This is a genomic window from Streptococcus sp. 1453, from assembly GCF_013276955.1.
Taxonomy (GTDB): domain Bacteria; phylum Bacillota; class Bacilli; order Lactobacillales; family Streptococcaceae; genus Streptococcus.
This window is the reverse complement of sequence record NZ_VMLZ01000003.1, coordinates 14342-34807: the sequence shown is the minus strand read 5'-3', so window position 1 is coordinate 34807 and position 20466 is coordinate 14342. Positions and strand designations below refer to the sequence as shown.

The following is a 20466-nucleotide window of genomic DNA, read 5'->3' as shown; positions in this document are numbered from 1 at the left end:
TTTTTTTCTATCTCGTATTGGAATTTTTGATTTTTCGGAAAATTATGTTAGAATTAAGTTTATGAAATGAGGTTTCCTCATACCTAGCAAAACTAGGAATAAAAATAGAAATTAGGTAGCTAGATGTCATCTAAGGTTATTGTTACAATTTTCGGTGCGAGTGGAGACCTGGCTAAACGCAAGCTCTACCCTTCCCTTTTTAGACTATATAAATCCGGCAATCTTTCCAAGCACTTTGCCGTTATTGGAACTGCCCGTCGTCCTTGGAGCAAGGAATATTTTGAATCTGTTGTAGTCGAATCTATCCTTGATTTGGCAGATAGTACCGAACAGGCTCAGGAATTCGCTAGTCACTTCTACTATCAAAGCCATGATGTCAATGATACAGAGCACTACATTGCTTTGCGTCAATTGCAGGCTGAACTAAATGACAAGTACCAAGCTGAACACAACAAGCTCTTCTTCTTGTCTATGGCTCCTCAATTCTTTGGAACCATTGCCAAACATCTTAAGTCTGAAAACATTGTAGACGGTAAAGGCTTTGAGCGCTTAATCGTTGAGAAACCATTTGGTACAGATTACGCAAGCGCAAGCAAGTTGAATGACGAACTCCTAGCAACATTTGACGAAGAACAAATTTTCCGTATCGACCATTATCTTGGTAAGGAAATGATTCAAAGTATCTTTGCAGTTCGCTTTGCAAACTTGATTTTTGAAAACGTTTGGAACAAGGACTTTATCGATAATGTTCAAATTACCTTTGCGGAGCGCTTGGGTGTAGAAGAACGTGGTGGCTACTATGACCAATCTGGTGCCCTCCGCGACATGGTACAAAACCATACACTACAACTCCTTTCCCTTCTCGCCATGGACAAACCAGCAAGCTTCACAAAGGACGAGATTCGTGCTGAGAAGATTAAGGTCTTTAAAAACCTCTATCATCCAACTGATGAAGAACTCAAAGAACACTTTATCCGTGGTCAATATCGTTCTGGTAAGATTGATGGCATGAAATACATCTCTTATCGTAGCGAGCCAAATGTTAATCCAGAATCAACAACTGAAACCTTTGCATCTGGTGCCTTCTTTGTAGACAGCGATCGTTTCCGTGGTGTTCCTTTCTTCTTCCGTACTGGTAAACGTCTGACTGAGAAAGGAACTCATGTCAACATCGTCTTTAAACAAATGGATTCTATCTTTGGTGAACCACTTGCTCCAAATATTTTGACCATCTATATCCAACCAACAGAAGGTTTCTCTCTTAGCCTAAATGGGAAACAAGTAGGAGAAGAATTCAACTTGGCTCCTAACTCACTTGATTACCGTACAGATGCGACCGCAACTGGTGCTTCTCCAGAACCATACGAGAAATTGATTTATGATGTCTTAAATAACAACTCAACTAACTTTAGCCACTGGGATGAAGTTGGTGCGTCATGGAAATTGATTGACCGTATCGAAGAGCTCTGGGCTGAAAATGGTGCCCCACTTCATGACTATAAAGCTGGAAGTATGGGACCTCAAGCCAGCTTTGACTTACTTGAAAAATTTGGTGCCAAATGGACTTGGCAACCAGATATCGCCTATCGTCAAGATGGTCGTTTAGAATAAAAAAATTTCCTGCAAGTTTGTACCTTGCAGGATTTTTGCTTCTGATTAGATTAAGCCTTCCAAGAGACCCTTCATAAAGTTTTCTGAGTTAAACTCTCCAATATCATCGATTTTTTCACCAAAACCAATCAATTTTACAGGAATATTGAGCTCTTCTCGGATAGCTAGAACAACACCACCTCGAGCAGTTCCATCAATCTTAGTCAAGACTATTCCTGTCAAAGGGGTAATTTTCGAAAATTCTTTGGCCTGTACCAGGGCATTTTGACCTGTTGATGCATCAAGTGCCAAGAAGGTTTCATGGGGTGCCTCTGGCACAACACGCTTGATGATGCGTCCAATCTTCTCCAACTCAGCCATGAGGTTGTCCTTGTTTTGCAAACGACCAGCGGTATCAATCATGAGAATATCAATACCTTCAGCTACGGCACGTTCCATGCCATCAAAGACCACACTGGCTGGGTCAGCTTTCTCAGGTCCAGTCACAACTGGAACGTCCACACGACGACCCCATTCAGCTAGCTGGGCTACTGCTCCTGCACGGAAGGTATCTGCCGCAACCAGCATGACTTTCTTGCCAGCTTGTTTGTAGCGGTGGGCTAGTTTTCCGATAGAAGTTGTTTTCCCAACACCATTAACACCAACGAAGAGCATGACTGTCAAGCCATCTTGGAAGTGGATGCTTTCATCGTAGCTACCATCCTTTTCATAAAGCTCAACCAATTTCTCAATAATGACACGGCGTAGTGCATCAGGTTTTTTGGCGTTTTCAAGCTTGGCTTCGTAGCGGAGCTCCTCTGTTAAGTTTGAAGCTACCTGCACACCGACGTCGCTCATGATCAGTAGTTCTTCCAGTTCCTCGAAAAATTCCTCATCAACAGAGCGGAAATTGGCAAAGAAGGCATTCAAACGAGCACCAAATCCTGTACGAGTTTTCTTGAGACTTCGGTCATATTTTTCCTGAACAGTTTCTTCTACCTGAGGCCTTTCTACTTCAAGAACTTCAGAACTATTTTCTTCTACAGTTTCTAGAAGCTCAGTATTCTCTTCCTCTGGGACTTCTTCTGAGTTTGGCAATTCTTCAACTTCTTCTTGAGAAACTTCTACAACTGGCTCTGAATCCTGACTCTCTTCAACTGTCTCTTGATTTTCCTCTTCTTGGAGCAGATCTTCTTCAGAACTTTCAACCTCTGCATCTTCTTGAGGAACTTTCTCAGCTTCTGTTAAGGCAGGCTCAGCATCTTCAGACAAATCAAGATTTTCCAGAGCTTCTTTTACAACTTCTTCGATTTTAGGTTCTTCTTTTTTTCCGAATAGACGGTCAAATAATCCCATATCTTAGTTCTCCTTTAGCACATATTCTTCGATAGCCCAGGCGACAGCCTCTTCATCGTTGGTCATTGGCGTCACCACATTTGCGACTGCCTTGACTTCAGGAACAGCATTTTTCATTGCAACACCGAGTCCTGCCCACTCAATCATAGAAAGGTCATTGGCCTCGTCACCACAAGCCACGACTTGACTTTGGTCGATTCCTAGATGGCTGATTAGTTTTGCCAAACCTGTTGCTTTATGAACATTCTTTGGTGACCATTCTAGCAACATTTCACGTGATTTAAAGATTTCATATTGGTCAAACAATTCTGGAGAAATCTTCTGAATGGCTGCATCCAAGGGTTCTTGAGCAAAGGCAGTCACGCATTTGTTGTAGGTCATTTGACTAGACAGGTCTTCAAAGTCCACTGGAACAAAGGTCAAAGCTGGATTGAATTTGGCATAAAGACTTTCTTGGTCCGATTGGATTTGATAAACAGTTCCTTCTGAGATAGCATCAAGAGGCAGTGACAATTTCTCTGTTTCCTCATACAAGCGTGCCACATCATCATATGAAAAGACTGTTTTATCAAGGATTTCACCTGTATTTTTCTGAACTAATCCACCATTAAAGGTAATCGTATACTCATCCTCGTGGCCATCAGTCCCTAGCTCATGGAGAAAGAAATCCATAGCTTTTAAAGGGCGACCTGTTGTCAATACTACCTTAATACCACGATCACGCGCAGCTTTCAAGGTTGCCTTGGTGCGATCCGTCAGCCTTTTATCAGTAGTCAGCAAGGTCCCATCCAAGTCCAATGCAATCAATTTTATATCTGCCATTATAAGCCCTCCATATAAGCTATAACCGACTGGTCCTTATGGTGACCAATCACAGTCTCTGCTAATTCTAAAATTTCTGGTCGTGCATTTTCAGGAGCTACAGGATGTCCCACAACCTGCATCATATGCAAGTCATTTAGATTGTCTCCAAAAGCTATAACCTGATCCATTGTGATACCAAGTTTTTTAGCTAATTCAACAATAGCCACACCCTTATCAACATAGTCCAGAACAATATCAATGGATTCAAAGCCAGTTGTCATGGCCTTAACACCAGGCACATTTTCATTGACCCAAGCTTCCCCAGCTTCTAGCGTTTCTTCTGTGAAGTTGGTTGTAAATTTGAAAATGTCATCTGTGATATCTTCCAAACTTGCTACTTTTTGAATATTTTCATTATAGTGCTGGCTCTCTTTCAAATAGGTCTCATCAACCGTATCTAGCACATAAGAGCCCTTTTTTCCTGTCAAGAGCAGTTTATTGATATCTACATAAGGTGACGTTTTCAGCTTTTCAAAAGTCGTCAGATAAAAGTCACGAGACATAGTCGCTTCATACAAGTCCTGACCTTGATATTCGACCAAACTGCCATTTTCCGCGATAAAAATAATGTCATCACGAACATCAGCAAATAATTTTTCTAGAGACAGAAATCCCCGACCCGAAGCCACCGCAAAGTAAATCCCTTTTTCCTTATAGGAAGCCAAAAGAGACTTGAGGCGGTCCATATCAAAGCGCCCATTCCCATCTAGGAAGGTTCCGTCCATATCCGTTGCTACTAGTTTAATTGTCATCCTTCAATACTTTCTAAATCTTTTAACTTAACTGAAACAATTTTTGAGACACCTGATTCTTGCATGGTCACTCCATAGATAGAATCAGCCGCTGCCATGGTTCCCTTACGGTGGGTTACGACGATAAACTGGCTGTCCTTATCAAAGCGGTTGAGGTAATCCCCAAAACGTTTTACATTGGCTTCATCCAGCGCAGCTTCCACCTCATCCAAGATGACAAATGGAATGGTCTTGACACGGATAATGGAGAAAAGCAAAGCAAGAGCCGATAAGGCTTTTTCACCACCACTCATGAGGTTGAGAGACTGGATTTTCTTGCCTGGTGGTTGAACAGAAATCTCAACCCCAGCTGTCAGCAAGTCTCCTTCAGTCAAGATCAAATCTGCCTGACCTCCGCCAAACATCTGCTTAAAGGTCACTTTAAAGGACTCACGAATAGCTTCAAAAGTGGTTTTAAAGCGTTCCTTAACCTCATCATTCATCTCTGTAATGGTTTCAAGGAGCAAATTTTTCGCTGACAAAATATCATCTCGCTGACTATTTAGAAAGTCCAGACGGCTGTGCACTTCTTCGTACTGGTCAATAGCTTCTATATTGACAGGACCCAGTGAGCGAATAGCCTTCTCTAAATCCTTAACTTCCTGCTCTGCCAGATTGAGATTTTCCAACTCATGAGACTTTTCTAAAGCTTCAGTATAGCTAATCTGGTACTGGTCTGTTAATTGACTTTGTAAATGACGCAAACGCTCGCTGACCTTTTCTTTCTTGGCTTCAGCACGTGTTTGCTTGCGAATCCACTCTTCATTCTGCTGGCGAGCCTGATCCAAATGACTGGAAATATCATCCAGCTGACCTTCAATATCATCTAATTCAAACTGCTTACGAATCAAACCTTGTTGGAGGTTTGTTTTCTGCATTTTGGCTTCTTCGGCCTGCTGACTGAGCAAATCCGTATCAACTTTCTCAAGATTGTCAACCTTTTCTTGAAGAAGGCGCTGGATTTCCTCTCGTTCGATATCTAAATTGTCCAATTCCTTGCCTAAACGCTCAATATCAGCAACTTCGTAACGTTTTTGCCCTTGTAGTTCTGTCTTAAGCAAGCGTGCTTGTGCTAGCTCTTCCTGCAAGTTTTGATAGCGTTCTTGGATGGCATTTTTGTTAGACTTAATCTCTTCAATCTCAGCTTCCAGATTTTGCTTGTCGCTAGCGATAGTAGTAAGGCGCTCTTGGCATTTTTCCTTATCCGTTTGCCAATCTCCCTCAGAAAGACGATTTAATTCTTCTTCTTGAAGTTTCCAAAGAGTTTCCAGTTCTTCAACTTGCTGACTGGTCTGCTGATAAGCGAGCGATAAGCCTTGCTCCTGGATACGAGCCTGCTCTCCCTGAGATTTAATAGCTTCTAATGATTCGGTCAATCTAGCCATCTCATCTTGCAAGGTCTTCAAACTCGCTTCTTCAGAACGCAAGCTTGCTTCTTCTTCAGCAATTTCTTTTTGCAATTGCTCCAGTTCTGGCTTGATAAAAATACTGTTATTCTGGCGATTAGCTCCACCTGCATAGGAACCACCTGTGCGCAGCTCTGTCCCATCCAGTGTCACCATGCGAACCTGATAACGAACCTGGCGCGCTGCTGCACGCGCATGCTCTACAGTATCAAAAATAGCTGTTGTTGCTAGTAAGTTCTTGAAAATGGCTTCCAGTCTAGTATCGAAAGTAACTAACTCATCTGCCATGCCCAAAAATCCTGGACTTGCAGCAATAGCACCTTGGTTCTGACTAGAAATCGTACGCGCCTTAATAGTGGTCAAAGGAAGGAAGGTTGCACGACCGGCTCTGTTTCGTTTAAGGAAATCAATGGCCTTGGTTGCCGACTCTTCATCTTCTACGATGATATGCTGGCTACTTGCCCCTAAGGCAATCTCTAGGGCAGTTTGATAATGCACATCAAAAGTCAGGTGCTCACTGACTGCACCAATAATCCCACCAAGGCGGTCTTTTTCTTGAAGAACACTCTTAACACCTGCATAAAAGTTACTATGATTCCTCAGGATATTTTCCAAACTTTGAGCTCTGGCCTGCTTGTTTTTGAGATTATCCAGACGGTCAAAGAGTTGACTTTGTTGAGCTTGATAGGAAGTTTTCTGCTCCTCTTGCTCCTTGGCAATAGCTTGGTAGTCGGCCAATAATTTTTGAACCTGCTCCTTGGCAGTTTCAAGCTCAGCCTTTTGCTGACTAGCCTTCTCTTTAGCTGTAGCCAGTTGTTCTTTCAGCTTTTGTAGTTGATCTGCTTGTTTTTGAGAAAGCTGACGACTATTTTCCAACTCGTTTTCGATACGGGTCAGCTGGTTTGAGACATCTGCTTCTTCTTGTAAAAGAGCTACAAAGCGTTCGCGTAAGAGCTCAATCATTTGATCAGGATCATCTGAAAAAGCTAGCAATTCAGCTTCTAAACGATTGAGTTTTTGATTATTTTGGACTAGATTTTCCTCTAACAGAGTTAAAGAGCTTTCTTTATCAGATTTTTCTTGGCTGAGTGAACTTTTCTTCTCCTCCAAAGTAGCCAAACGGGCTTGTGCCTCCTGTTGATTCAGGGCTACTTGCTCAGATTCTAATTTCGATAGGGCTAATTTTCTCTCTAAATCACTAATCAGACTGGTCAAATCCATCAAACTGCCTTGGTCTTTAGCCATTTCAGCCTGTAAATCTTGGCGTTGCTTCTTGAGATTCTGATTTTCTTCTTCTAATTTTTCACGCTTTTGGTAGTAGCTTGTCAAAAGTTCCTGAACCTGAGTCAACTCTTCTTCTGTCGAATCTAGTTCAGCCTTATTTTCCTTGATTTGAGCAACCAGCACGTCTAAATAAATAGCCTTGCGTTGGCCTTCCAAGTTTAAAAACTTACGGGCATTTTCAGCTTGCTTCTCAAGAGGTTTGATTTGATTATCCAACTCGTAGATAATGTCCTCTAAGCGGTCTAGATTATCCTGAGTTTGTTGCAGTTTGCTCTCAGTTTCTTTTCTGCGAGTCTTGTATTTTAAAACTCCAGCAGCTTCTTCGAAAATGGCACGACGTTCTTCAGGCTTGGAATTGAAAATCTCCTCAACCTTCCCTTGGGAAATGATAGAGAAGGAATCTCGTCCCAAACCTGTATCCAAGAAAAGGTCATGAATATCACGCAGACGGACTTTCTTGCCGTCAATCTTGTATTCGCTATCTCCACTGCGATAGATATGACGTTCTACCCTGATTTCTTGACCTGCATCCTTGATAAATCCGTCATGATTATCCAAAGTCACAACTACAGAAGCATAATTGAGCGGTTTGCGACTTTCAGTTCCAGCAAAAATGACATCCGGCATCTTGCCCCCACGGAGACTCTTAACACTTGACTCCCCCAAGGCCCAACGCAGACTTTCAGTAATATTGGACTTTCCAGATCCATTGGGTCCAACAACTGCCGTCACACCTTGATCAAAGACGACCTTGGTCTTGTCAGCAAAAGACTTGAATCCCTGAATTTCGATTTCCTTTAAATACATGAATCCAGCCCTTTCTCAACGGCATTTTTGGCAGCTTCCTGCTCTGCTAATTTCTTAGAACGACCTTGACCTTGACCAATGCTCTTACCTTCAACCAGAACTTCTACATCAAAGACCTTATCGTGGGCAGGACCCGTTTCAGAAATCACCTGATAACGAATAGCCACATCGCCATTGACCTGAAGTAACTCTTGGAGATGGGTTTTGTAGTCTGTAATCATCTCAAATTCGCCTGCTTCAACCTTAGGAATCATGACTTGATAGATAAATTCCTTGACCTTGGCCACATCCTTGTCCAAAAGGAGAGCACCAAGAAAGGCTTCGAAGGCATCACCAAGAATGGTGTCACGATTGCGTCCACCAGACTTTTCTTCCCCCTTACCCAGCTTGATAAACTGATCAAACTGGCAATCACGCGCAAAACCAGCCAAACTCTCCTCGCGAACAATCATGGCACGGAGTTTAGACAAATCACCCTCAGGCTTTTTAGGATATTTTTTATACAGATATTCTGAAATCAATAACTGTAGAACAGCGTCTCCTAAAAATTCCAAGCGTTCATTGTGTGAAATTTTTAAGAGGCGATGCTCATTGGCATAACTCGTATGAGTAAAAGCAGTTTCCAGTAACTTTTTGTCTGCAAATTCGATTGCAAAATGGTTCTTTAGTACAGTTTGTAATTCTTTCATACCAACCTCTTTCTAACTGATAACAGTCCTTTTTATTATATCAAAAAAAGCCCCCTGAGTCACTTTAAAACGGGAGAAAACAAGTGACCCAAGGGAACTTATCGACTACTATTAAAATGGGAAAATATTAGAATAAGGGGTGCAAGTTATTTACTTTAAGTTACCAGCCAAGTGGAATCGTTTCAAACTGACAACCCAATCGGCGTAATTCATTTTGACGGGCCTCATAGTAGGGGAGGGAAATGCCTATGATAGTCACATGAGGCAGGTCTTGTAAGTGGAGACTGACTGATGAAGTAAAATGGTAGACCTGAACAAACTCGTATTCTTGAAAAAGATGGGCTAGGACATCTTCAAAGATTAAATCTGTAGCCAAGTAAGTTACATCTGGAATATGGAAGGTTTCCTTGGGATGGGGGAGATAGAGGTCAATTGCCAAAGCCTTAGCATAGGTACTGATAAAACGGATGGAGATTTGGTCATCCTCCTCAGAGAACTTTTGTCCCAGCAGGACCTTGACCGTCTTACCATTTGAGACGGGTGCTTGTGGCAGGTCAAAAAAATGCTCCAGATAAACAAGCTTTTCTCTAGCTACGATATGGTAGTCACTGCGATAGAGGGTATAGTGCTTTTCCGTCCGCTCAATCAAGTCATCTCTGGTCAAGCCCAAAGAGCCTACCTGACTAGGATGGAGAGGGCAAGCATACATGCCCAAGGGGTAAATATCCGCATAGCCATCATCAAAACTCATGAGATGCTGGTAGGAGGAACTAGCAACCAAGTCCAGAATCAAGCTATTGTCAAAACTAGCATAAAAGATAGTGTCATAGTCTCCCGCCAGTTCCTGACAAATCTGAGTCAAGTCCTCTACGTTCTGAGGATAGTAAACATGGTCAAAATCCTTAGCATAATACTCCTGACGGGCATTTTTGACAGGACTGACATAAAGACTGACAAAGTCCTGATCAGGATAAAATCCCTTGATATGATGGGCAATTTTAGCCTGTAAGGGCGTTGTAGCAATGATGAGGTGTTTCATCTCTTTGATTCTCCTAGGTGGTGATGTTGTAGCAAGGTCTCAACGACTTCAAAATCCAATGCATCGTCGATATCATAAGAATAGAGTTTAGGCATTTCATAGGCTACTGTCTTATCTGTGTAAAAGGTCTCATCTCGTAGGTAACGATCCTTGCGAGAAATCCAGATACTACCGTTGGGATAGTAATAGACAGGCTCTTTCTGCCGAGCATAGTGCTTGGAAACCTGAGGCGGACGGATAAAAGGTGACTCCTCTAACTGCAAGAAAAGACTACGACTCTTATCTGCCTTGACACAGGAAATCAGATGGTCGGCGCCAGACTGACAGTAGAGTTGGTAGGACTCGACAAGGTGCTCCACCTCTCTCAAGGGTGAGGTCACCTGTAGATTCACAAAGATCTGCTCTTCCTCAAAGGGCTGTAAAAAGTCTCGCAAGGTTTCTAAGCTAGAGGTTGTTGACAAGGCCAATTCTTTTGGTCTGTGGACACAACTAATCTCTGGATAGGCTTGACGACAAAGTTCCAGATAGGCTAGTGAGTCTGAAGAAACCCAGATATCACTAAATAGCTTGGAGGCTAGAGCGACTTCTATGGTGTAGAAAACCAAAGGTTTGCCTGCAAGTGGTTTGATATTTTTATCCACTAAGCCGCGTGAACCCGAACGGATCAAAATGACGGCTATGGGTTTAGATTGTGCTTTCATATAGTCTTCCTAGAATTGAGATAAACAGGGCAGATAGGGTAGTGATGATGCTATTTAACCAAGGATTGGGGTTGGCAAATAAACCACTGTAATGATAGAGAAACAAGGCTCCTAAACTAAAGAACAGATAGATTTTGGCTAGTTGTAAACTCGGTCTTTCGAGGAGCAAAACCAAGAGATACAAACCACCTATCACGCCTAGTGTCAGCCCCATAAAGCCGTTAATCCATTCGTATATGGAGTAGATTTCTGCATTCATGAGTAAGAGGCAGAGGGACCAAGACAAACCTGCTAAGGCAAAGGATAGGATACTTGGCGACCAGCGAATATTTGACCAAGCAAAATCCAACTTCAAGCAGGTCACAATTGCATTCATACTGGATGAAACTGTGGATTGGCCTGCTACCAAGAGAGCTAGCATGATAAAACCGCCAAACCAAGGTGCCAGACCTTCTCGAGCGTAAGCAATGAGAACAGGATTGGGCGATGTGGTGGCAAAATTTTCCTGACGAATCAAGCGACCAATCAGATACAGTAAACTGGCAATCCCAAAGGACAAAAGTCCCTGTAGCCATAAGATTTTTCCAATCTTCTGACGCCCCATTTTACTATTAAAACGTTGGACGTTATCCTGTGAGGAAACGTAGGAAAACAAGCTACTAAAACCTGCTCCTGCAACTAAGATCAAGACCATCTTCCCATCCAGCGTCTCTGCAAAGTGAGATAGCTGTTGACTGCTATTCATGACAAGACCTGATTGGGCAATTCTTGGTAGAAAGAGAGCTAATATAGCCAGCAGGACCAAGCCCTGAAAGAAGTCCGTCCACAGCACAACCAAGAGACCACCCCTTGCCAGATAATAGACCGTCAAAAGAAGGAGTAGACCTGACAAGACCAGCTGATTGAGAGGGATAAAGGGCGCTAAGGCCTGAGACAACAAGTAGGTCACCACTGCTATTCGCCCCAACTGATAGAGGATGAAGAGTCCTGAAGCCAGTGAACGAATGCTAGGAGATTGAAACTTGTCCTCTAAAAGATGATAAGCTGTCTCGTAGTTTCCCTTTTGATAGAGGGGCAGAAAATAGCGATGAGCTAGTGGAATGGCTAGAAAAATCCCGCACTGGGCAAACCAGAGATAGGATCTACCTGTATAGGCATTCCCCACCAAAGTCAAAAAGGAAATGGGGCTGAGCAAGGTGGCAAAGACTGAGAAGCCCAAAACTGTCACTGGAACAGCTTTCTTAACCTGATAATAGTCCCCCTCACTCCCTTTTTGCCGATAGGCAATCCAGGAAATCAAGCAGAAATAGAGCAATAGGATAGCTAGAATTCCCAACATCCTAGAAATTCCTATCTAGTAATTTTCGGTATATTTGAGCTACTGTCTCTAGTGAATAGTGAGATGCTAGGGCGATATTTTCTGCATTTGATTTACAAAAATCCACTTGTTCCATTTCTTCTATCTTTTCTATTAACTCTTCCTTTGTTCTAAATAAGGTGATTGCACTGGATTGTTCTGCATAGAAACGATGAGCAATGTCCACATCTGATAACAAAGCTAGCAAGCCATGACTCAAAGCTTCTACACAGGCATTTGCAAACAATTCAGTGTAACTGGCTGATAGATAGCATTGATGTAGATTATAAGGAACATTATCTACCACTCCTCTTAGATGAATTGTGGGAGGGATATCATACTGATTACGAAGTTCTTGTATTCTTGTTTCCGATCCACCATAAAATGTAATCTCAACATTTGAACCCTTTTTATACAACTCAATAAATGCTTCAATAACTAGTCCAACATTTTTTATTTCCCCCATATGCCCCACCAAGCAATAGTCTCGTATTGGGCCTATATGTCTTAATTCTCCTAACTTTTCTGAAAACATAGGAGCTAAGAATGTGGAATGATAGCCCTTTGTTTGTAATGATTCTGTTAATTTCTCACTAGCCACAAGATACTTATTTTTTTTCCTTAAATTAGCATGTGACATATTCATTAAAACATTTGAATGAATCACTTCATAGTAATTCTTACCCGTGTTTTCCATATATCTCCATAGACTAGGCTTTGGTATACTTTGTTGATCGCGAATAATTAAGTCTGTATCCTGAGCTATATCAACCAAAAATTTGACAAGTAAATCTTCTTCAGAGTAAATAACTCCATCTTTTCGAAAAATATATTCAGGATAAAATAAAGAAACAGGAGAAGGTTCTTTGAATGGATTGATAAAACGCCCTTCAAGTGCTAGATTTCCATCTTTATGAAACCAGCGTAATTCTTTTGCCTTAAAATCTTCAAAAAGGAAAGGGCCACTTGTATAATAGTAACGACCCGAGCCATCTCCTAACGTAAGAGAAGAGACAAAACCATCTGCAGTGAGTTCAACCGTATCACTATCTGATAAATTGAGAGTTTCAGGCTTAACCGATAAGGAATCATGTCCTATATCAGAAAAACTATGAGGAACACAGATTAGTTCTTTTTCTAAAAATCCTAGCTTTTTTAAAACCACCTTCCAGTCAGGTCTAACTTGTGGGTTTGTCAGAATATGGAGATAATCTACTCCCAGATATCTTGCGATACGCGCTCGATAAAACTGGGTACTTTCAAAACCATATCGCTGTATTTTTGTAAAAGAATGCAGTGTAATAATTCTTGACATATTTCCCTCTCTTATTTTCAGTATAAAAATTGAAAAATCTCCTCTCACAAAAAGGAGAAAAGATTTTCCATCTCATATCGTGGAAGCTAGAATGACACTAAAATAGTTTTTATCAATCAATAATTCAAAAGCACCTCTGAAAACGACCTGTTCATCAAAATACATAGCCGGAAAAGATTGGTAAATCAATGTTTTCAATTTTAACATTGCGTTTTTTGAAGTGCTCAGAATCATCAATTTTAATTTAATAATTAAGACATTTGATTGAAGTCACTATTTAGTTATTATAAGTTCAGCTAATAACTAATCAAAAGATTGAGTTATTCTGATTCTTCTTTTTTCTTAAATAACCCTAATGCCAATCCTGTTACCATAGCTAGTAATCCCATAGTTGATACGTTCGTATTTTTTTCTGTACCAGTATTCGGTAGTTTTTCTTCTGATTTCTTTGATTCCGGCTGGATACTATTTGATTTTTCTGGATTAGGCTCTGGTTTAGGTTCCGGCTTAGGCTCTGGCTTAGGCTCTGGTTTAGGTTCCGGATTAGGCTCTGGTTTAGGTTCCGGCTTAGGCTCTGGCTTAGGTTCCGGCTTAGGCTCTGGTTTAGGCTCTGGCTTAGGCTCTGGTACGGCGTTTTCCAGAATGTATACATAAGTTACTTCAAGAGTTTGCCCTGCAACAACCTTGCCTGTTTCATTTCCTCTAGTACTTTGAGGAACCAGTTTATAAACTTTACCTTCTGCTGTAGTAATACTTGTTGGTTTATGATCTTGTGTATCGTAGTCTGAACCGGCTTTGGCATTATCAGTATCCGTAACTGTTTGAGTTACTGGTTGTTGATTTTCATTGGTTCCTTGGAGTGGATTGCCTTCTGTATCAACGTAATGAACAAGAACTGAACCGGCTTTTTCATAGACATAGGTTACTTCTGTAGTTCCTTCTACAACAGTTCCTTCTTCTGGTTTAGAGCCGTCTTTTAGGACTTTATCAGTTAGATAGTAAGTGACACCATCTTTTACGATAGTCGCTTTCTTATGTTCTGACGTGTTGTAGTTTGTATTAAGAGAAGCGTTTGTTTCATCATTTTCATCATCCGCAATAGGATTTCCTTCTGTATCTTGGAATTTAACGATGACATTTCCTTTAGCTTCTTGATATACATAAGTCACTTCAAGAGTTTGGTCTGCGACAACCTTTCCTGTTTCATTTCCTCTAGTACTTTGAGGAACCAGTTTATAAACTTTACCTTCTGCTGTAGTAATACTTGTTGGTTTATGATCTCTTGTATCGTAGTCTGAACCGGCTTTGGCATTATCAGTATCTGTAACCGTTTGAGTCACTGGTTGTTGATTTTCGTTGGTTCCTTGGAGTGGATTGCCTTCTGTATCAACATAATGAACAAGAACTGAACCTGCTTTTTCATAGACGTAGGTTACTTCTGTAGTTCCTTCTACAACATCTCCAGTTTCTGGTTTAGAACCGTCTTTGAGAGCTTTATCAGTTAGATAGTAAGTGACACCATCTTTTACGATAGTCGCTTTCTTATGTTCTGACGTATTGTAGTTTGTATTAAGAGAAGCGTTTGTTTCATCATTTTCATCATCCGCAATAGGATTTCCTTCTGTATCTTGGAATTTAACGATGACATTTCCTTTAGCTTCTTGGTATACATAGGTCACTTCAAGAGTTTGGCCTGCGACAACCTTGCCTATTTCATTTCCTCTAGTACTTTGAGGAACCAGTTTATAAACTTTACCTTCTGCTGTAGTAATACTTGTTGGTTTATAATCTCTTGTATCGTAGTCTGAACCGGCTTTGGCATTATCAGTATCTGTAACCGTTTGAGTCACTGGTTGTTGATTTTCGTTGGTTCCTTGGAGTGGATTGCCTTCTGTATCAACATAATGAACAAGAACTGAACCTGCTTTTTCATAGACGTAGGTTACTTCTGTAGTTCCTTCTACAACAGGTCCTTCTTCTGGTTTAGAGCCGTCTTTTAGGGCTTTATCAGTTAGATAGTAAGTGATACCATCTTTTACGATAGTCGCTTTCTTATGTTCTGACGTGTTGTAGTTTGTATTAAGAGAAGCGTTTGTTTCATCATTTTCATCATCCGCAATAGGATTGCCTTCTGTATCTTGGAATTTAACGATGACATTTCCTTTAGCTTCTTGATATACATAAGTTACTTCAAGAGTTTGCCCTGCAACAACCTTGCCTGTTTCATTTCCTCTAGTACTTTGAGAAACCAGTTTATAAACTTTACCATCTGCTGTAGTAATGCTTGCTGGTTTATGATCTTGTGTATCATAGTCTGAACCGGCTTTGGCATTATCAGTATCCGTAACCGTTTGAGTCACTGGTTGTTGATTTTCGTTAGTTCCTTGGAGTGGATTGCCTTCTGTATCAACGTAATGAACAAGAACTGATCCTGCTTTTTCGTAAACGTAAGTTACTTCTGTTGTACCTTCAACAACATCTCCAGTTTCTTTAGAACCGTCTTTAAGTGCTTTAGCTGTTAGGTAGTATTTAACACCATCTTTAGTGATTTCATCTTTTTTGTGGTCAGCTGTATCGTATTTAACGTTTAGAGAAGCATCTGTTTCATCTTGTTCGTCAGCAGCAAGTGGGTTACCTTCTGTGTCTTCATACTTAACAACTACATTCCCTTTAACTTCTTTATAAACGTATGTTACTTCTACAGTATCTCCAGCTACTACTTTACCAGTTTCTTCTCCGATTGTAGAAGCAGGTACTAATTCGTATACTTTTCCTTCTGCAGTTTTAATACGGTTTGGTTTCATTCCGTTGTCAGAAGTATCATAATCAGAACCTGGTCTGCCATCTGTTGTATCATTATTAGTTTCAGGGACATTATTTCCTTCTGGATCTGTTCCTGATATTGGATTCCCTTCTTGATCTGTATAATGAACTACTACTGAACCGGCTTTTTCATAGACATAGGTTACTTCTGTTGTTCCTTCTACAACAGGTCCTTCTTCTGGTTTAGAGCCGTCTTTGAGAGCTTTATCAGTTAGATAGTAAGTGACACCATCTTTTACGATAGTCGCTTTCTTATGTTCTGACGTGTTGTAGTTTGTATTAAGAGAAGCGTTTGTTTCATCATTTTCATCATCCGCAATAGGATTTCCTTCTGTATCTTGGAATTTAACGATGACATTTCCTTTAGCTTCTTGGTATACATAGGTCACTTCAAGAGTTTGGCCTGCGACAACCTTGCCTATTTCATTTCCTCTAGTACTTTGAGGAACCAGTTTATAAACTTTACCTTCTGCTGTAGTAATGCTTGCTGGTTTATGATCTTGTGTATCGTAGTCTGAACCGGCTTTGGCATTATCAGTATCTGTAACCGTTTGAGTCACTGGTTGTTGATTTTCATTGGTTCCTTGGAGTGGATTGCCTTCTGTATCAACGTAATGAACCAGAACTGAACCTGCTTTTTCATAAACGTAAGTTACTTCTGTTGTACCTTCAACAACATCTCCAGTTTCTGGTTTAGAACCGTCTTTAAGACCAGCTTTTGTAATGTAGTAAACAGTTCCGTCTTCTGCAGTGATTTTTTCTGGTTTGTTATCAACAGCAGTATCATATTTTTCGCTTAGAGATGCACCTTTAAGGTCATCTTTATCAGCTGCGATTGTGTGACCTTCTGTGTCAACATAGTGAACGACTACGTCGCCAGTAACTTCTTTATAAACGTATGTTACTTGTTTCGTTTCTCCAGCTACTACTGTACCTGTTTCTTCACCTTCAGTTGAACCTTCAACCAATTTGTATACTTTCCCTTCTGCAGTTTTAACACGAGTTGGTTTCATTCCGTTATCTGCAGTGTTGTATGGTTCTCCTGGTTTACCATTATCAACATCTTTCGTACCTGAAGCTACAGTTTTGCTTTCGTCTCCAACTACTGTACCTGTAAGAGCTGTTCCATCTTCTGTTTTGTAGTTAACGATGACTGATCCAGCTTTTTCATAAACATAGGTTACTTCTGTAGTTCCTTCTACAACGGGACCTTCTTCTGCTGGTGACGTTTGGGGAACACCATTTACCGTAGTTTTTGTTCCATTCTCTTTTATATAGTAAACAGAACCATTCGCTTCTAATCTTTGAGGCTTTTCAGTATCGTTTTCTTTAGTATTATATGTAACGTTTTCTGTATTTTTGCTTGTATTAACAACTACTTCTTGATTATTGGCATCAAGATAGTAAGTTTTTGTTTCAACTTCTACTACCGCATCTACAGTATCATTATATGAATCTTTAAGAGTTGTCCCGTCTTCTGTTTGATAATGTACGGTAACCGAGCCTTTCTTTTCAACTCTACTCGTTACTTCTGGACTATAAGTGTAAGTGATAGTAGTATGACCACTACCTAAACGATAAGCTCTAAGAGGAGTATATTTTATCGTATAACTATAGTCTTCATAATAACCCTGGCCAACGGTTGCATTTGTGCCGAAATAGCCACCTCCAATGGATAAGTTTTGAAAGTCAATATTATCACCGCTGAATTCAACATCATCTGCAGGGCGTTTTTCGGAATCAAGAGTACTACTTCGAAATACTTTAGCAGCCATATCTTGTGAATATGAGTCTTCTCCGTTCCCGAAAATAAAAAAACTCTTAAAATTGGCTTCGGTATCTGCCAAGTTATACCTTTTTAAATATTTCACATAGTTATTTAAAAGGGTTTTCGTTTCTGGGATAGTAACAGTATCTGGATTATCTTTGTGCTGCGAAATATAGCTATAAAATCCCTTCATATCATCTATACCTTCAGGAATTTGCATATCATAAACCTGTGTATAGGAAATGTTAGTCCGACTAGCTGTTACAAAGGTATTTTTTTCTAATACGAAAACATAATCACCTTCCTTGACACCACCATCTGCAGCGATATTCGTAGAAGTATAATCTTTTGCTGTGGCTTCTCCTGCCTTGAATGTATCTTCTAGCCATTTATCAGATGTAGTGGCTGGTGTATCGGCTAATACATATTTGCCATAAGTCCCCTTGCCAGTTTCTTCGACAATCCAGCTACGACCTCCTGGTTTAACCCCACTGTGGTTAATTTTCCCATCATTTTGAACAAGACCTTCAGAAGTTAGTTTTGCAGTCACATTTCCAAGAGTAGAGTCAGAGTATACCCCTCCTCCATCACCTGTAATTTCTACAGCTGGATCCCCAATCTTATGATAGGTAGTATTGTTTTTTACAATAGTATCTTTTCCTACGGCACCGTGCTCTTTTGCCTTGGTTAAATCAGTATCGGTAATTTCGTTACCTGTTAATGATTTGAAGACTTTTCCATATTTTCCGTATACTTCATAATCTACAGAAATTTGTTTTTCAAAGCCTGCATCTTGATTTTGATCTTCTTCTAAAACAGTTCCATCAGTTGATACATATTTGTAGTCTACCTTACCTATTTTAGTAATTTTATCTGTACCTGTTTCATTCGGTTTTGGATTAGGATCAAAATCTTTTGAATCATCATCATCACTCTCAATTTTCACATGTGCTGTATCTACTGTGATAGAACCCTTGCTATTTAATATAGTAGTAGTTCCATCTTTGTTATCGATAATAGCAGCTTCTACAGACTGAGTGTTGACAGACAAAGCGATAGCAGCACCCATAATGAGTCCGAGAGTACCTATTTTTACTGAGTCTGAACGACCATTTTTTAATTTACGAATGGAAAAAATTTCCTTTTTATTTGACAAAATATCAAGCCTCCATATATATATATATATATATATCAACCTAGTAACTTATTGAGAAAGAAATCTAAATTGTTGATTTTAGTATATCATTTTGTTCATAATTAGACAACTTTGACGTACAAAATATTTTATCTCTTCTGTATATTACTTCCACTAACTTCTAATATCAGAAAGAGGATTGTTGAATCATTTATTACATTGTTAAGAATTTAGAAAATCTGTGCATTATAAAAAAATAAAACACATCGTATCAAGGTTTTACTAGACATGATATGATGTGTTTTATGATTTGTTCTATTTATACTCAGACTCCTGAGCTATTTACATCCACCCTGAGGGAATCGAACCCCCATCTCAAGAACCGGAATCTTACGTGATATCCATTACACTAAGGGTGGAAACTTGTTTTATTATAACAGAAATTTGCTCTAATAACAAGTTTTTTTCTGGTCAGATGGCCCGTCTTAGTGGGAAGCATCCCCATTCCAGATCGAGTTTTTCACGATAACATAATCAACGTGTTTAAGGTCAGCAACCTGACGTCCACCTGCATAGGAAATAGCACTTTGAAGGTCTTGTTCCATCTCAGTTAAAGTGTCTTGCAGATGACCTTTAGCAGGAAGCAAGATACGTTTGCCTTCCACATTTTTGTAAGCACCTTTTTGATATTGTGAGGCTGAACCATAGTACTCTTTGAACTGTTCACCATCGACTTCAATCGTTTTTCCTGGACTTTCGACGTGTCCTGCAAAGAGGGAACCAATCATGACCATGCTGGCACCGAAACGGATAGACTTGGCAATGTCGCCGTGAGTACGAATTCCTCCATCAGCGATAATCGGTTTACGGGCAGCCTTGGCACACCAACGGAGAGCAGCCAACTGCCAACCACCTGTACCAAAACCAGTCTTGACCTTGGTGATACAAACCTTACCAGGACCAATTCCGACCTTAGTGGCATCCGCACCAGCATTTTCCAATTCACGCACAGCTTCTGGCGTTCCCACATTTCCAGCAATGACAAAGGTATCTGGCAATTCTTTCTTGATGTGTTGAATCATAGAAATCACGCTATCCGCATGACCATGAGCAATGTCAATCGTGATGTACTCAGGAGCATCAGCCTTGAGCTGGCTAACAAAATCATACTCATAGTCCTTAACGCCGACAGAGATAGAAGCAATGAGCCCTTGATCGTGCATGCGTTTAATAAAAGGAATACGTCCTGCCTCATCAAAACGGTGCATAATGTAGAAGTACCCACCTTTAGCCAGTTGCTCTGCTACATTTTCATCCAAAATCGTCTGCATATTAGCTGGCACAACAGGTAGTTTAAAGGTGTGCTTTCCTAGAGTGACACTTGTGTCCGCTTCTGCACGGCTTTTAATCACACATTTATTTGGAATCAATTGAATATCTTCGTAATCGAAAATTGGAAATTCATTTAACATATCGATGTCTCGTTTCTTTTGTAATGACCTACCTATGCTCTCGCATCACTACGCCTTTTCCGACGTTTC

12 protein-coding genes and 1 tRNA gene are annotated in these 20466 nt (G+C 40.4%); 1 reads left to right on the top strand and 12 read right to left on the bottom strand.

Annotation, left to right across the window (positions count from 1 at the left end; genetic code table 11):
• Positions 1-123 precede the first annotated feature (123 nt).
• Complete coding sequence (gene zwf / locus HW098_RS02125) at positions 124-1611, top strand: glucose-6-phosphate dehydrogenase (RefSeq protein ID WP_055386919.1); 1488 nt, start codon at positions 124-126, stop codon at positions 1609-1611.
• A 45-nt stretch (positions 1612-1656) separates the two neighbouring features.
• On the opposite strand, the gene ftsY is transcribed toward zwf, so the two are convergent.
• The 12 genes from ftsY to HW098_RS02065 form a co-directional block, all read right to left on the bottom strand.
• Complete coding sequence (ftsY, locus tag HW098_RS02120) at positions 1657-2946, bottom strand: signal recognition particle-docking protein FtsY (protein ID WP_176139140.1); 1290 nt, start codon at positions 2944-2946, stop codon at positions 1657-1659.
• A 3-nt stretch (positions 2947-2949) separates the two neighbouring features.
• The gene (locus tag HW098_RS02115) at positions 2950-3768 is read right to left on the bottom strand and encodes a Cof-type HAD-IIB family hydrolase (RefSeq protein WP_176139139.1); all 819 of its coding nucleotides are present in this window, start codon (positions 3766-3768) and stop codon (positions 2950-2952) included.
• Complete coding sequence (locus HW098_RS02110; protein ID WP_176139138.1) at positions 3768-4562, bottom strand: HAD family hydrolase; 795 nt, start codon at positions 4560-4562, stop codon at positions 3768-3770. The genes HW098_RS02115 and HW098_RS02110 overlap by 1 nt, the downstream gene beginning before the upstream one ends.
• Positions 4559-8098, bottom strand: a complete 3540-nt coding sequence (gene smc / locus HW098_RS02105; protein WP_176139137.1) for a chromosome segregation protein SMC — start codon at positions 8096-8098, stop codon at positions 4559-4561. Before smc ends, HW098_RS02110 begins: the two co-directional genes overlap by 4 nt.
• Positions 8089-8787, bottom strand: coding sequence for a ribonuclease III (rnc, locus tag HW098_RS02100; RefSeq protein ID WP_000661480.1), 699 nt, complete (start codon positions 8785-8787; stop codon positions 8089-8091). Before rnc ends, smc begins: the two co-directional genes overlap by 10 nt.
• A 160-nt stretch (positions 8788-8947) precedes the next feature.
• Positions 8948-9826: a glycosyltransferase family 52 gene (locus HW098_RS02095; protein ID WP_176139136.1), complete on the bottom strand. Its 879-nt coding sequence runs from the start codon at positions 9824-9826 to the stop codon at positions 8948-8950.
• Entirely contained in the window at positions 9823-10527 is a 705-nt protein-coding gene (locus HW098_RS02090) for an acylneuraminate cytidylyltransferase family protein (protein ID WP_176139135.1), read from the bottom strand. The genes HW098_RS02095 and HW098_RS02090 overlap by 4 nt, the downstream gene beginning before the upstream one ends.
• Positions 10511-11866, bottom strand: coding sequence for a sodium:solute symporter (locus HW098_RS02085; protein WP_176139134.1), 1356 nt, complete (start codon positions 11864-11866; stop codon positions 10511-10513). Before HW098_RS02085 ends, HW098_RS02090 begins: the two co-directional genes overlap by 17 nt.
• A 1-nt stretch (position 11867) precedes the next feature.
• Entirely contained in the window at positions 11868-13199 is a 1332-nt protein-coding gene (locus HW098_RS02080; RefSeq protein ID WP_112443765.1) for a glycosyltransferase, read from the bottom strand.
• Positions 13200-13519: 320 nt separating this feature from the next.
• Positions 13520-18946: an LPXTG cell wall anchor domain-containing protein gene (locus HW098_RS02075; RefSeq protein WP_205403003.1), complete on the bottom strand. Its 5427-nt coding sequence runs from the start codon at positions 18944-18946 to the stop codon at positions 13520-13522.
• Positions 18947-19272: 326 nt separating this feature from the next.
• Positions 19273-19344 (bottom strand) — tRNA-Arg (locus HW098_RS02070).
• A gap of 66 nt (positions 19345-19410) precedes the next feature.
• The gene (locus HW098_RS02065) at positions 19411-20397 is read right to left on the bottom strand and encodes a GMP reductase (protein WP_176139133.1); all 987 of its coding nucleotides are present in this window, start codon (positions 20395-20397) and stop codon (positions 19411-19413) included.
• Positions 20398-20466: the final 69 nt, after the last annotated feature.